Consider the following 13,909-nt stretch of genomic DNA (forward strand, 5'->3'; position numbering starts at 1 on the left):
GGTTCACCTTCACCGGACGATGACAAGGCGCAGGGCCGGTTCAGCGCTTGCTGTGACTGTGCGCCTGTCAGGCTGACAGCGGCAGGATGCGCACTGTCCTAATCGTACCACCGCCCACAGGTTAACCGCGTGGGCGGTGGTACAATGCGCACCCTTATACTGAGGGTGATCTAAGCCGGTTGCGCCTGGCGCATCTTTTCCCCGCGCCGCCGCAGCACTTCCATCACGATCAGTAATAAAAGCGAAGCCGCAATCATGATAGTGGCGGCCGCTGCAATGGTGGGATCGAGATTTTCGCGGATACCGGCAAACATCTGAATCGGCAATGTCCGCTGCGTTGGGCTGGCAAGGAATAGCGTCACGACCACTTCATCAAATGAGGTCGCAAACGCGAATAACGCGCCGGAAAATACGCCGGGTGCAATCAGCGGCAGGGTGACTTTACGAAACGCCAGCAGCGGCGAGGCACCGAGGCTGGCGGCGGCCCGCGTCAGATTTGTGTCGTAACTTTTCAGCACGGCAATCACCGTGATCACCACAAAGGGCACGCCCAGCAGCGCATGGGCCAGTACCAGCCCAAGATAGCTGTTCAGCAGTGACAGTTTGGCGAAGAAGAAAAACATGCCAACGGCGATGATCACTACGGGCGCAACCATGGGAGAGATAATGATCGCCATCACCAGGGCTTTTCCGCGAAACTCACCGCGTACCAGGCCCATAGCGGCCAGCACCCCGAGGACGCTGGCCAGCAGCGTCGCCAGTGGGGCAACCAGCAGGCTGTTCATTAGCGCACCGATCCACTCCTTCGAGTGAAAAAAGGCCGCATACCAGCGCAGTGAAAAGCCACTTAGCGGATAGCTCAGAAACGAACTTTCGTTAAATGACAGCGGCACGATGACCAGGACAGGCACAATCAAAAACAGCAGTGCCGCTGCGCCGTAGAAATTAAACAGGTAGCGCCAGACCCGCAGCAACGTTGAACCTTGTTGTCTCATCATTCGCTCCTTAACGCACCGCAGCTTCGGATGAAGTCCGGGTGACACGTGAATACACCACATACAGCAACGTCACGATAATCAACAACTGGCTACCTAAGGCGGCGGCCATGCCCCAGTTCATGGTGCTGTTGGTAAAGAAGGCAACAAAGTAGCTGACCATTTGATCGTCCGGCCCGCCTAACAGGGCAGGTGTCACGTAGTAGCCAATCGCCATCATGAACACCAGTAGCGCACCTGCGGTAATCCCGGCAAATGTCTGTGGGACATAGACGCGCCAGAAGGCCACAAAGGGATGCGCACCCAGCGACACGGCAGCACGGACATAGCTGGGGGAAATGCCTTTCATTACCGCATACAGAGGCAGCACGATGAAGGGCAGTAGGATATGTGTCATCGAGATGTAGACGCCGACCCGGTTAAACACCAGCGTGAGCGGGCTGTCGATGAGACCTGTTGCCATTAAGGTCCGGTTAATTAATCCTCCAGACTGCAGCAGCACAATCCAGCTCGCGGTACGCACAATTAATGAGGTCCAGAAGGGCAGCAGCACCATAATCATCAGCAGGTTGGCCCGGTTAGACGGCTGTTTCGCCAGCCAGTAAGCCAGCGGATAGCCCAGGCCGACGCACAATAAAGTGACGACGGTCGCCATCCACAATGTGCGTAGCAGGACATTCACATAAAGCGCCTGATCGGGCGACTGTGGTGTGATGTCGCCGGTTTTGGCATCGACCTTATGGTCAAACACCGACAGCAGATAATAACTGGTATAAGGTTTGGCCACGCGTTTCAGGGTTTGCCAGGTGGACAGCTCTCCCCACATCGGCTGCTTGTCGATCAACGTTTGTTTGACGTTAAGGCCATCCTCGGGAGCCTGGCGAGGGACGGCCAGGATCAGCCGACGAAAGGTGCTGTCTTCATAACTTAACCGCTTAGCAATGCCGGAAATCTGGCCCTGTTCACGCGCCGCGCTGACTTCTTTTGCCATAGTGGCAAACAGGCTTTCATCCGGCAGCGCCTTGCCATCCCACTTGGTTAAGGCCTGGCTGGTTTGCGGGAGCCCATCTTTAAGCTCAGGGTTATTCACGCTCATACTGAGAATCGAGCCGATGGGAAATAAAAAACACACCACGACGAAAATCAGTAAAGGGGCAACTAAAAGCAGGGAGCGCTGCGTTTTGATCCAACCAGCCCGGTTGAATTTGTGACGCAGACTGAATGCGCCTTCCGTGCGTCTTACGGGCGCTGAATCCATAACGGGGTTTTGACTCATGCCGACCTCCTCAATGGTGCTGCCGGAGCGGGTCCGGCAGAGGGTTATTTCGCGGCCCAGGCGTTAAAGCGCTGTTCCAGTTCTTCACCATGTTCCAGCCAGAACGTCGCGTTCACCTGAACCGCCTTGGCCATATTGTCAGGCGCGGTGGGCAGTTGGGCTAAACGATCGGCAGCCAGCAGCTTGCCAGCCTGGATATTGGCAGGGCCATAAGGAATATTTTCGGCATAGACCTTTTGGTTTTCGGGTTTCAGCGTGAAGGCAATAAACTTTTCCGCCAGCGCTTTGTGTTTTGAGCCTTTCACAATGGCCCAGTTGTCGAAGTCGTACAGGTTGCCATCCCAGACGATTTTAAAGTTATGGCCTTCTGCCTGGGCGGTGCCGATGCGACCGTTATAGGCCGACGCCAGCGTTACGTCGCCTGAAACCAGCCACTGCAGGGGCTGTGCGCCCGATTCCCACCACTGAATGTTCGGCTTGAGCTGATCCAGCTTCTTAAAGGCACGATCCACGCCCGCCGGGGTTGCCAGCACGTTATAAACGTCTTCGCGCTTCACGCCATCCGCCATCAGCGCAATTTCCAGCGTGTATTTCGCGCTCTTACGCAAGGCGCGTTTGCCCGGGAATTTTTTCACGTCCCAAAAATCCGCCCAACTGGTTGGGGCCGTTTTTAGCTTGTTGCCATCGTAGGTCAGTACGGTAGACCAGACGAAGAAGCCTGCGCCACATTCGCTTACGCTGCCCTTGGCAAAGTCGGCTTTGTTACCCAACTTGCTCCAGTCCAGCGTTTCAAGCAGCCCTTCTTCACAACCACGTTCCAGTTCCGGGGTTTCGAGCTCGACCACGTCCCAGCCGACCTGTTTGGTTTCGACCATGGCACGGATGCGCGCCATCTCACCGTTATATTCACCCGCTTCTATGCCGTCATGACCTGAGGCCATAAAAGGCTTATAAAACGCTTTATCCTGCGCGTCTTTGTTGGTACCACCGAAAGAAACCACCGTAAGGTTTTCGGCCTGCGCCTGGACAGCCACCGCCGCCAGAACCAGTGCCGCTATATTTTTCATCATCCCCGGACTCCTGAATTATTATATTTGGGCAGAATTCTCTGCCCGGTGTTTGCTTTGCAATCTTAATGCCAGGGTACTGCCACGCTGCGGAACGGGCGGCGTGGCAGAACGCGAAACTCAATACTTGCCCAGAATACGGTTCAGCAGGTTCAGTGCCGTGCGGAACTGCGCGTCCGGGATGGTGAGCGGGTAGAGGAAGCGGATCACGTTGCCGTGCACGCCGCAGGTGAGCAGCAGCAGCCCCTCGTCCAGCGCCTGTTGCTGAATCGCTTTGGCGATGTCCGCACTGGGCTTGCCTGCGCCATCCATGAATTCAGCGGCGATCATTGAACCATGACCGCGCACCTCTGCCAGCGCTTTACAGCCTGCACCTTGCAGGGTTTCAACCAGTTGCCCACCCAGTTGCAGGGCTCGCTCGCTGAGGTTCTCATCGCGAATCACCTCAAGCACGGCCAGCGCGGCGGCAATGGCCGGTGGGCTGCCGGCGTAGGTGCCGCCCAGACCGCCGGGCAGCGGCGCATCCATCACCTCAGCCCGTCCTGATACCGCCGACAGCGGCATACCACCCGCCAGGCTTTTTGCCATTGTGATCAGGTCTGGCTGCACGTCGGGATAGTACTCACTGGCAAACAGCTTGCCGGTGCGGGCGAAGCCACTTTGAATCTCATCGGCGATGAGCAAAATGCCATGCTGATCGCACAGCTTACGCAGAGCGGTGACGAAGGCGGGCGGTGCCACATTAAAGCCGCCTTCACCCTGAATCGGTTCATAGATAATGGCCGCCACCTGTTGTGGGCTGATATCGCAGCGGAAAATGGCCTGCAAACTTTCCAGTGCATCATCCACGCTGCAGCCATGCAGTGCATTCGGGTAGCGGGCGTGAAATACTGAGCTGGCAAAAGGGCCAAAACCGGTTTTATAGGGGACCACTTTGCCGGTCAGCGACATCGTCATGTTGGTGCGACCGTGGAAAGCCCCCGTAAAGGCGATAACGCCAGGACGGCCCGTGGCGGCGCGTGCAATTTTCACCGCATTCTCAACGGCTTCCGCCCCGGTGGAGAAAAAAGTGGTTTTGGCGGGCCCATTCACCGGCACCAGCGCATTCAGTTTTTCTGCCAGGGCGATGTAGTTTTCGTAGGGCACGACCTGAAACGCGGTATGGGTAAAATGGTCGAGCTGTTCTTTGATGGCGGCGATGACTTTGGGATGGCGATGTCCGGTATTCAGCACGGCAATGCCTGCGCTGAAATCGATAATTTCGCGTCCCTGATGATCCCATAACGTGGCGTTTTCTGCTTTCACCGCATAGAAATCGCACATCACGCCCACGCCGCGCGGCGTAGCATTGAGACGACGAACCTGAACTTCACTGTTACTCATAACGCGACCTCATGGTGTTTGTTGCCATATTGTTACAGTGGAATCTGCCTCCTTGCTTTTTAGCGTTTTCAGGGTTTTATAATCCAGAGCCAGTTTTTTTTATTTTGAGGTACCAATTTTGCGAAGCTTACTCGGTGACCTGCTTGCACAACGTCTGGCCTCGCTTTCCGGCGGTACGCTGAATAAGCGATTGTATGATGTTTTGCAGTCAGCCATTCAGGATGGAGCCATTGCCACCGCGACGCGACTGCCCGCCAGCCGCGACCTTGCTCGTGAACTCGCAGTCTCACGTAACACCGTGCTGGCAGTTTATGAACAGCTTCAGTCTGAGGGTTACTTACAAACCCGTACCGGAAGCGGCACCTTCGTCAGTGCGGTATTACCGGAACAGGCACCGGGAGAGCCGCTGGTCAGGCCGGTAACGCCGCCGATGAAACCCGTCCGGCTGTCGCGACGGGGTTCACGTCTGCTGGCGAACAGCGGTGCCGGGAGCCATCAGTGGGGCGCGTTTATGCCCGGCGTACCGGACGTCAGCCATATGCCGCACGACATCTGGCGAAAAATACAGCTTCGCCTCAGCCGGCGGCTGCCGGTTGAGAATCTTAGCTATGCCAGCCACGGCGGCTGCGTCGAGTTACAACAGGCGCTGGCCGATTACCTGCGGGTGATCCGATCGGTGAACTGCAGCCCCGAGCAGATCCTGGTCACCGCCGGAACGCATCAGTCGCTGGATCTGCTGGCGAAAATGCTCTGCGATCCCGGTGACAGGGCTATCGTGGAAGAGCCGGGATACTGGGGAATTCGTAATGTGCTGGCGGTGAATGGGGTGACGCTGATTCCCACTCAGGTTGACGACCAGGGGCTGGTTTTGCCCCCTGAGCAGCCGGACAGCCCGGTACCGCGCCTGATTTGTGTGACGCCTTCCCACCAGTACCCACTGGGTGCGGTGATGAGCCTGCAACGGCGCCATGAATTACTGGAGCGCGCCAAAAGCAGCGGCAGTTGGGTGGTGGAAGATGACTACGATGGTGAGTTTCGTTTTACCGGTAGCCCGATCCCGGCGCTACAGGGCCTGGCGGCGGATGCACCAGTGATCTATCTGGGCACCTTCAGCAAAACGCTGTACCCGGGCATCCGGCTCAGCTACATGGTGGTGCCTAAATCCATGGCCGCACGCATGAAAATGGCACACTCAGAGCTGTATCGTGGCGGCTACGGCCTGGTGCAGCTCACCCTGGCGGAGTTTATTCGGGAAGGGCACTATGCGGCCCACGTTCGGCGCATGCGGCAGATTTACAGCCGTCGCCGGGCCGTGCTGGTGGAGGTGATTAGCACCTCGCTGGGCGCTGACTGGATTGTGCACCACAGCAATGCAGGTTTGCATCTGGTGCTCAGGCTGCCCGACAGCATCGACGATGTGGCCTTCAGCGCAGAGTTAGAACAGTGCGGTGTGTTAACGCGTCCGCTTTCATCCTACTACCTGCAAGGGACGCCGCAGCGAGGCTTGCTGCTGGGCTACGCCTGCGTTAACGAGGCAGATATCCCCGCCGCCTTTGCGCCTGTCCTTGCCCGGTTGGAACATCATCTGCAAATTGCCTCAGTTTCGCCCTGAGGCACCATCAGCGTGCATCACCCTGGATTGCCTGATTCTGTGAGCAATCTCACGTTGAATTAATGTTAAATATAAAAAGACAATAAAATACAATGGCCTGCAAAGTGATTTTGTAAGCCGTTTCTTTTCCTGTTGTCAAATTCTGCTTGTGCAAATCAAAGGCGTTGTGGTAGTGCTAAAAAAAGGCCCGCCAGAATTCGCACGTCAAAAGGATGATGCATGAATCGTGCCGACACCTTTTTTATCCTGTTTACGAGAGTACGCCATGAGAAATTTTGTCAGTTTTCGCAACATCAAAAAGAGCTACGACGGCGACAAGCTGGTGGTGCGCAACCTCAATCTGGATGTGGCAGAAGGGGAGTTTTTGACTCTTTTAGGGCCATCTGGCTCCGGGAAAACCACCAGCCTGATGATGCTGGCCGGATTTGAAACGCCCACCGATGGTGAAATCCTGCTGCGTGATAAACCCCTTCACACCTTGCCGCCGCATCAACGTGATATCGGTATGGTATTCCAAAACTATGCGCTTTTTCCCCACATGACGGTGGCGGAAAATCTGGCGTTTCCGTTGTCGATTCGCCGTTTGAGCAAAGCCGATATCAGTGTGCGGGTTAAGCGGGTGCTGGATATGATTAAACTCACTTCGCTGGCAGACCGCTATCCCGCGCAGATGTCTGGGGGGCAGCAGCAGCGCGTGGCCCTGGCGCGGGCGCTGGTCTTTGAACCCAAACTGATCCTGATGGATGAGCCGCTAGGCGCGCTGGATAAACAACTGCGCGAGCACATGCAGATGGAGATTAAGCAGCTCCACAGCATGCTCGGGCTAACCATTGTCTATGTCACGCATGACCAGAGTGAAGCCATGACCATGTCAGACCGGGTGGCGGTCTTCAATGATGGAATGATCCAGCAAATGGACAGCCCGCATAAACTTTATGAGCAGCCCGATAACGCCTTTGTGGCGCAGTTTATCGGCGAAAATAACAGCCTGTTGGCCACGCAGTCGGGACAGCATGGCGATTATTATCAGGTGACGCTGGATAACGGTGTTCAGCTGGATGCGCTGAAGGTGCGCCCGAGCTCGCCTGGTAAGAAAATACAGCTCAGTATTCGCCCAGAACGCATCAACGTGAACGCCGACAAACCGGGCGAACAGTCTGTTCAGGCCAGGATACAGCAGTTTATCTATCTGGGGGATCACGTGAGAATGCTCACTGAGGTTGCCGGGCAGGGGAATTTTATGGTGAAAATGGCCGCATCTGAGGTGTCACCCGACTGGAAGGCCGGCAGTGAAGTGAGACTGTCCTGGCAGCCTCAGCACCTGCGCGCGCTTGACGTTACGCTGCAATAGGCAAAAAAAAGAGCATGCAGTCTGCATGCTCTTGTTCAGCCATGGAAACTTAGCCTTCAGCCTGCTGCGACTGAATCGCCGTCAGAGCGATGGTGTAGACGATGTCATCCACCAGCGCGCCACGTGACAGGTCGTTGACCGGTTTACGCATGCCCTGCAGCATTGGCCCGATTGAAATCAGGTCAGCTGAACGCTGTACCGCTTTATAGGTGGTATTACCGGTATTGAGATCCGGGAAAATAAACACCGTTGCGCGACCGGCAACCTGCGAGTTGGGGGCTTTGGATTTTGCCACGTCTTCCATAATCGCCGCGTCATACTGCAACGGACCATCAATCACCAGATCTGGACGTTTTTCCTGGGCAAGTCGCGTTGCTTCGCGCACTTTCTCCACGTCGCTACCTGCACCTGAGTTACCGGTTGAGTAGGAGATCATCGCGACGCGCGGATCGATGCCGAAGGCTTTGGCGGAATCGGCAGACTGAATGGCAATTTCTGCCAGCTGTTCAGCGGTGGGGTCCGGGTTGATCGCGCAGTCGCCGTAGACCAGCACCTGCTCCGGAAGCAGCATAAAGAACACCGATGAGACCAGCGAACTGTTGGGTGCGGTTTTGATCAGCTGTAACGGCGGACGGATGGTGTTTGCAGTGGTATGCACTGCGCCGGAGACCAGCCCGTCGACTTCACCACTTTCCAGCATCATGGTGCCCAGCACCACGTTATCTTCCAGCTGTTCCTGAGCAACCACTTCGGTCATGCCTTTGCTTTTACGCAGTTCGACCAGACGTGGAACGTAGTTCTGGCGAACCACTTCGGGATCAACAATCTCAATCCCTTTGCCCAGCTCAACGCCCTGAGCTGCCGCAACGCGCTGGATTTCATCCGGATTGCCTAACAGAACACAGGTCGCGATGCCGCGCTCGGCGCAGATGGCTGCCGCTTTGACGGTGCGGGGTTCATCCCCTTCCGGCAGCACAATGCGTTTGCCTGCCTTGCGTGCCAGCTCGGTCAACTGATAGCGGAAGGCCGGCGGTGACAGGCGACGGCTGCGTTCAGACGTGGCCGTCAGGGATTCAACCCAGTCAGCATTGATGTAGCTGGCAACGTACTCCTGGACTTTCTCAATACGCTGCGTGTCGTCCACGGGCACTTCAAGGTTGAAGCTTTGCAGGCTAAGCGAGGTTTGCCAGGTGTTGGTTTTCACCATAAATACCGGCAGGCCGGTCTGGAAGGCACGTTCGCACAGTTTGGCGATGCGCTCATCAATTTCATAGTTACCGGTTAAGAGGATGGCACCAATCTCAATACCGTTCATTGCCGCCAGGCAGGCAGCAACCAGCACATCAGGACGGTCGGCAGAGGTGACCAGCAGCGAGCCTGGACGGAAGTGCTCAAGCATGTGCGGAATGCTGCGTGCGCAGAACGTCACTGATTTTACGCGGCGCGTCTGAAGTTCACCCTCGTTAATGACCCGGGCGTTAAGGTGGCGGCACATATCAATGGCGCGGGTGGCAATCAGGTCGAAGCTCCAGGGCACACAACCCAGGATGGGCAGTGGGCTGTTGGCAAACAGCTGGTCAGGATTGATGTTGGCAATGCTGGCCTTTGACGAATCATCGAAAATTTCTGACAGGTCGGGGCGCGTGCGGCCCTGTTCGTCGACCGGCGCGTTCAGTTTGTTAATGATCACGCCAGTGATGTTTTTATTCTTTGACCCGCCAAAGCTGCTTTGCGTCAGTTCAATACGCTCTTTAAGCTGTGCAGGCGAATCGTTGCCCAGCGCGGTCACAAAGACGATTTCAGCGTTTAACGTTTTGGCGATTTCATAGTTCAGAGCGTTGGCAAACTGGTGCTTGCGCGTGGGGACTAAGCCCTCGACCAGGACCACTTCAGCATTCTGGGTATTGGCGTGGTAGCGGGCAATAATCTCTTCCATCAGCACATCTTGCTGATTTGACCCCAACAGCGATTCCACGCGGGACATTGGCAACGGCTCTGCGGCCGGAATGCCTGAACTCTTGCGCACAATGCTGGTGGTCTGGTCTGGTGCATTGCCGCCCGCACGCGGTTGAGCAATGGGTTTGAAAACGCTCAGTCGAACGCCTTTACGTTCCATGGCGCGAATGACGCCAAGGCTAACGCTGGTCAGACCGACGCTGGTGCCGGTCGGAATGAGCATAATTGTACGTGACACGATTGAACCTCTCAGATTTCACTGGGTGTCAAAACAACGCCGTCAGCATGGGCTGACGGCGAAAGGAGATCAGGCGGTAAGACGTGCGGCGTCGCGGGCAATCACTAACTCTTCGTTAGTCGGAATCACCACAGCCGGGCGGGTGCCTTCTTTATTGATAAAACCTGACTTGCCAAAGCGTGCCGCCAGGTTGCGGTCGTGGTCAAGCTCAAAGCCAAGCAGCGCCAGTTTATTTAAGGTCAGCTCGCGCACCATTGCCGCATTTTCGCCGATACCACCGGTAAAGATTACACCATCAAGACGGCCGTCCATCAGCGCCGTATAGCTACCAATGTATTTGGCAAGACGATGGCAGAAGACATCCATCGCGCGTTTGGCATCCGCTTTCGTTGCATAGTTATCTTCCACATAACGGCAGTCGCTGGTGACTTCGGTGAGCCCTAACAGGCCGGACTCTTTGGTCAACATTTTGTTGATGGCGTCAACGCTCATGCCTAAGGTGTCGTGCAGGAAGAAAATAATCGCGGGATCGATGTCGCCACTGCGGGTACCCATCACCAGGCCTTCCAGCGGTGTCAGCCCCATAGAGGTATCCACACACTCACCGTTACGGATAGCAGAAACAGACCCACCGTTACCGAGGTGACAGGTAATAATGTTCAACGTTTCCAGCGGCTTGTTGAGCATTTTTGCCGCTTCGTGGGTCACATAGTAGTGACTGGTGCCGTGCGCGCCATAGCGACGAAGGCCATGTTCTTTATAAAGCGCATACGGCAGCGCATAAAGATAGGACTCTTCCGGCATTGTCTGATGGAAAGCCGTGTCGAAAACCGCCACATTCTTGTCGGACAAATGGGGGAAGGTTTTCATGGCTTCATCAATACCGATCAGGCCGGCTGGGTTATGCAGTGGTGCAAAAGATGACGCATCTTTGATACCCTGCACGACAGACTGAGAAATGACCACTGACTGCGTGAGTTTTTCGCCGCCGTGAACAATACGGTGACCTATTGCTGCGATTTGTGCTGAAAGCTCTGGTTTTTGTGCCAGAATTGTTTTAACAATGAAATTCAGCGCTTCGCTGTGGGCAGCGCCAGCACCCAGAGGGGCTTCCTGCTTCTGGCCCTCAAGTTTCCATTTAATCCGCGCTTCGGGAAGGTGGAAGCATTCTGCCAGGCCAGACAGGAATTCTTCACCGCTGGTGGGATTAAGGATGGCAAACTTAAGGGAAGAGCTGCCGCAGTTCAGAACCAGTACTAACTTACTCGACATGGAAGTACCTATTTGTTAAAAGTGGCTAAAAATAACGCAATCAGACTTACAGCGTAGCCCATTGAAGCAGCCAGATTAATGACAGAAGTCATACCCAGGTCAAAATAGTGCGTTTTACGCAAAAAAATTTGAGTTTTTACGCATAAATTTGAAAATTCGCTTAAAACGGGCCTTGTCGTCTCTGTTACAAGGAAAGTTGCGGCAGGGACGTTGTTAAATCGGCGACAGAATAGCCGGAGTCACCTTTAAAGACAAAAACATTTGAAGGATGTTACGTAAAGTTGTGTCGTTATAATTATTTTTCAAAAAATACAGCATTAGTTGAGGCGAGCCATGGCGAATGAATCTCACACCGGCTGGTTCCGGATGTTTCAACGCGGACAGCATTATATGAAGACCTGGCCCAACGATAAACGCCTGGCGCCAGTCTTTCCTGAAAATCGTGTCTCTTCGGCGACACGGTTTTCAATTCGCTTTATGCCGCCGCTGGCGATCTTTACGTTAACGTGGCAAATCGCGATGGGTGGCCAACTTGGCCCAGCGGTCGCGACGGCCCTGTTCGCCTGCAGTTTGCCCATGCAGGGTTTATGGTGGTTAGGTAAGCGTTCGGTCACGCCATTGCCGCCCACGCTGCTGCGCTGGTTTCACGAGGTGCGCACGAAACTGGAAGCCGCAGGGCAGGCGATTGCCCCGGTTGAGGGGAAACCCACATACCAGGCGCTGGCCGATCTGCTTAAGCGTGCCTTCAAGCAACTGGACCGGACATTTCTGGACGATCTTTAATCTGCGCCGTGCGGCAAATTATTGCACCCAAACCCGCGCTTAAATCAATGAAAAGCGATGTGGCAACGCCCACATCGTTTCCCCTGTGTAATTATCCTTCCATCGTATAAAACCTGAACGGCCAGCGGGCTTGAGGAAGAGATGATGGAAATGACCCATGCACAACGTTTGATCCTGACAAACCAGTACAAAATCATGGCGATGCTGGAGCCGGAGAACGCCGAACGTTTTCGTCGCTACCAAACCATCATTGAGCGTGGTTACGGCCTGCAGATGCGTGAACTGGATAAAGAATTTGGCAAACTACCCGAAGAAACCTGCCGCACGCTCATCGACATTATGGAGATGCACCATGCGCTGCAGGTTTCCTGGTCAAACCTTAAAGCCGAAGGCGACATCGATCCACGACGTCTGGCGTTCCTGGGTTTTGATGCCGCCACGGAATCGCGTTATCTGGGCTACGTGCGTTTTATGGTGAATACCGAAGGGCGCTATACCCATTTTGATGCCGGCACGCACGGCTTTAATGCGCAAACGCCGATGTGGGAAAAGTATCAACGGATGCTGGCTTTGTGGCAGACTTGTCCTCGCCAATACCATTTAAGCGTAAACGAGATTGCGCAAATCATTAACGCCTGATGAGGAGTGACGCGTGGAGTACAGTGGTTTTTTATTTGATTTAGATGGCACCTTAGTTGATTCACTACCGGCGGTAGAACGTGCCTGGAGCAACTGGGGTGCACGTCATGGCATTGCGGCTAATGAAATTCTGGACTTCATTCACGGTAAGCAGGCTATTACTTCACTGCGCCACTTCATGTCGGGCCAGTCAGAAGAAGCGATACAGGCTGAGTTTCTGGCGCTGGAAAAAACAGAAGCAGAAGACACCGACGGCGTGCAGGCGCTGCCAGGCGCAAAAGCGCTGCTCACGCAACTGGATGCGTTGCAGATCCCCTGGGCGATTGTCACCTCAGGTTCCGTGCCGGTGGCACATGCGCGCCATAAAGCAGCAGGATTACCGCAGCCTGCCGTGTTTATTACGGCTGAGCAGGTGGCAAAGGGCAAACCGGAACCCGATCCTTACTTACTTGGGGCAAAAATGCTGAAACTCTCTCCGGCCGACTGTGTCGTGGTCGAAGACGCGCCTGCTGGTGTGATGTCAGGATTGGCGGCAGGCTGTGCTGTCATTGCCGCCAATGCGCCAGATGATACACCACGCATCGATGAGGTGGCGCTGCGCCTGACCTCACTGACATCGCTGGTGGTCACCCAACAGACGACGGGCAAGTTTGCTTTTCACAGTAAAGACTAAGCAGAACGTGGCGGCGTGCAGCCGCCCGTATCAGAGCGGCGAATCCTGCGAAATTTCATCCAGAGACAGGCTAAAGCTGGGAATAAACACCTCGACGAAATAGCTCATTTCGGGTGAGCGACGTTGGCTCAGGGTTTTCTCCAGCCGCGCCTTTGCTAATAAAAATTCATTGTTGCCGGCCGACAGCTCTTCAAGGCATTTTACGTACGCGCAAAGTGCATCGGCCTGCTTCACCACGGCTTTCTCTTCTTCACTGTGCAGGTGCTCATCAATCAGCGGGCGGTAAATATCCTGCAGTTCTTCCGGCAGCATCTCAATCAACTTCTGCTGCGCAATCTTTTCAATCTTTTTGTATTCGTGGGCTATCTGCGCGTTGTAGTACTTCACCGGCGTCGGTAAATCGCCGGTCAGCACTTCACTGGCATCGTGATACAGCGCCATCATAGCGATGCGCTCGGCATTGAGATTGCCATTGAACTTCTTGTTCTTAATGGCGGCCAGGGCATGGGCAACCATCGCCACCTGCAAACTGTGTTCCGAGACGTTTTCGGTGCGTACGTTACGCATCAGCGGCCAGCGGTTGATCAGTTTGAGACGGGAAAGGTGGGCGAAGAAATGGCTTTGAGTCATGGTGGTTCCTGTTTGCAACAGGGGAGAGGCGAGC

The 13,909-nt window shown here is 55.0% G+C and carries 13 protein-coding genes and 1 pseudogene; 6 read left to right on the forward strand and 8 right to left on the reverse strand.

Annotated features, from left to right (window positions below):
- Positions 1 to 170: 170 nt before the first annotated feature.
- The 4 genes from QNH99_RS07595 to QNH99_RS07610 form a co-directional block, all read right to left on the reverse strand.
- Positions 171 to 995: an ABC transporter permease gene (locus QNH99_RS07595; RefSeq protein ID WP_410516425.1), complete on the reverse strand. Its 825-nt coding sequence runs from the start codon at positions 993 to 995 to the stop codon at positions 171 to 173.
- A 10-nt stretch (positions 996 to 1,005) separates the two neighbouring features.
- Entirely contained in the window at positions 1,006 to 2,271 is a 1,266-nt protein-coding gene (locus QNH99_RS07600) for an ABC transporter permease (RefSeq protein ID WP_096010890.1), read from the reverse strand.
- Between the two features lie 44 nt (positions 2,272 to 2,315).
- Positions 2,316 to 3,341, reverse strand: a complete 1,026-nt coding sequence (locus QNH99_RS07605) for a polyamine ABC transporter substrate-binding protein (protein ID WP_063880309.1) — start codon at positions 3,339 to 3,341, stop codon at positions 2,316 to 2,318.
- Between the two features lie 117 nt (positions 3,342 to 3,458).
- Positions 3,459 to 4,721: a 4-aminobutyrate--2-oxoglutarate transaminase gene (locus QNH99_RS07610; protein ID WP_063880308.1), complete on the reverse strand. Its 1,263-nt coding sequence runs from the start codon at positions 4,719 to 4,721 to the stop codon at positions 3,459 to 3,461.
- Positions 4,722 to 4,911: 190 nt separating this feature from the next.
- Here QNH99_RS07610 and QNH99_RS07615 point away from each other — a divergent pair.
- A pseudogene (locus QNH99_RS07615) lies at positions 4,912 to 5,079 on the forward strand (GntR family transcriptional regulator); the annotation flags it as partial.
- On the opposite strand, the gene QNH99_RS07620 reads toward QNH99_RS07615, so the two are convergent.
- Positions 5,055 to 5,201, reverse strand: a complete 147-nt coding sequence (locus QNH99_RS07620) for a chaplin family protein (protein WP_371873607.1) — start codon at positions 5,199 to 5,201, stop codon at positions 5,055 to 5,057. The pseudogene QNH99_RS07615 and the gene QNH99_RS07620 overlap by 25 nt on opposite strands.
- 58 nt (positions 5,202 to 5,259) lie before the next feature.
- On the opposite strand from QNH99_RS07620, the gene QNH99_RS07625 reads away from it, so the two are divergent.
- Both QNH99_RS07625 and QNH99_RS07630 read left to right on the forward strand, forming a co-directional pair.
- Positions 5,260 to 6,333 (forward strand): PLP-dependent aminotransferase family protein, encoded by a 1,074-nt coding sequence (locus tag QNH99_RS07625; RefSeq protein WP_371874991.1) that lies wholly within the window; start codon positions 5,260 to 5,262, stop codon positions 6,331 to 6,333.
- A 265-nt stretch (positions 6,334 to 6,598) separates the two neighbouring features.
- Positions 6,599 to 7,684 (forward strand): ABC transporter ATP-binding protein, encoded by a 1,086-nt coding sequence (locus QNH99_RS07630; protein WP_283379277.1) that lies wholly within the window; start codon positions 6,599 to 6,601, stop codon positions 7,682 to 7,684.
- Between the two features lie 49 nt (positions 7,685 to 7,733).
- Here QNH99_RS07630 and pta read toward each other — a convergent pair whose 3' ends face one another.
- Positions 7,734 to 9,863 carry a phosphate acetyltransferase gene (gene pta / locus QNH99_RS07635; RefSeq protein WP_063880305.1) on the reverse strand — a complete coding sequence of 710 codons (2,130 nt, stop codon included), beginning with the start codon at positions 9,861 to 9,863 and terminating at the stop codon, positions 7,734 to 7,736.
- 84 nt (positions 9,864 to 9,947) lie between these two features.
- Positions 9,948 to 11,150, reverse strand: a complete 1,203-nt coding sequence (ackA, locus tag QNH99_RS07640) for an acetate kinase (RefSeq protein WP_410517512.1) — start codon at positions 11,148 to 11,150, stop codon at positions 9,948 to 9,950.
- Positions 11,151 to 11,483: 333 nt separating this feature from the next.
- Between ackA and yfbV the strand changes: the two genes are divergently transcribed.
- From yfbV to QNH99_RS07655, 3 genes are all read left to right on the forward strand, one after another.
- On the forward strand, positions 11,484 to 11,933 hold the full coding sequence (yfbV, locus tag QNH99_RS07645) for a terminus macrodomain insulation protein YfbV (RefSeq protein ID WP_410517513.1): 450 nt from the start codon (positions 11,484 to 11,486) through the stop codon (positions 11,931 to 11,933).
- A 144-nt stretch (positions 11,934 to 12,077) separates the two neighbouring features.
- Positions 12,078 to 12,572, forward strand: coding sequence for a YfbU family protein (locus QNH99_RS07650; protein WP_096010884.1), 495 nt, complete (start codon positions 12,078 to 12,080; stop codon positions 12,570 to 12,572).
- A 13-nt stretch (positions 12,573 to 12,585) separates the two neighbouring features.
- Complete coding sequence (locus QNH99_RS07655) at positions 12,586 to 13,245, forward strand: sugar phosphatase (protein WP_410517514.1); 660 nt, start codon at positions 12,586 to 12,588, stop codon at positions 13,243 to 13,245.
- A gap of 30 nt (positions 13,246 to 13,275) precedes the next feature.
- On the opposite strand, the gene yfbR is transcribed toward QNH99_RS07655, so the two are convergent.
- Complete coding sequence (gene yfbR, locus QNH99_RS07660; protein WP_096010882.1) at positions 13,276 to 13,875, reverse strand: 5'-deoxynucleotidase; 600 nt, start codon at positions 13,873 to 13,875, stop codon at positions 13,276 to 13,278.
- Positions 13,876 to 13,909 lie beyond the last annotated feature (34 nt).

Origin of the sequence: Pantoea allii (assembly GCF_046529425.1) — a bacterium.
Taxonomy (GTDB): Bacteria; Pseudomonadota; Gammaproteobacteria; order Enterobacterales; family Enterobacteriaceae; genus Pantoea; species Pantoea allii.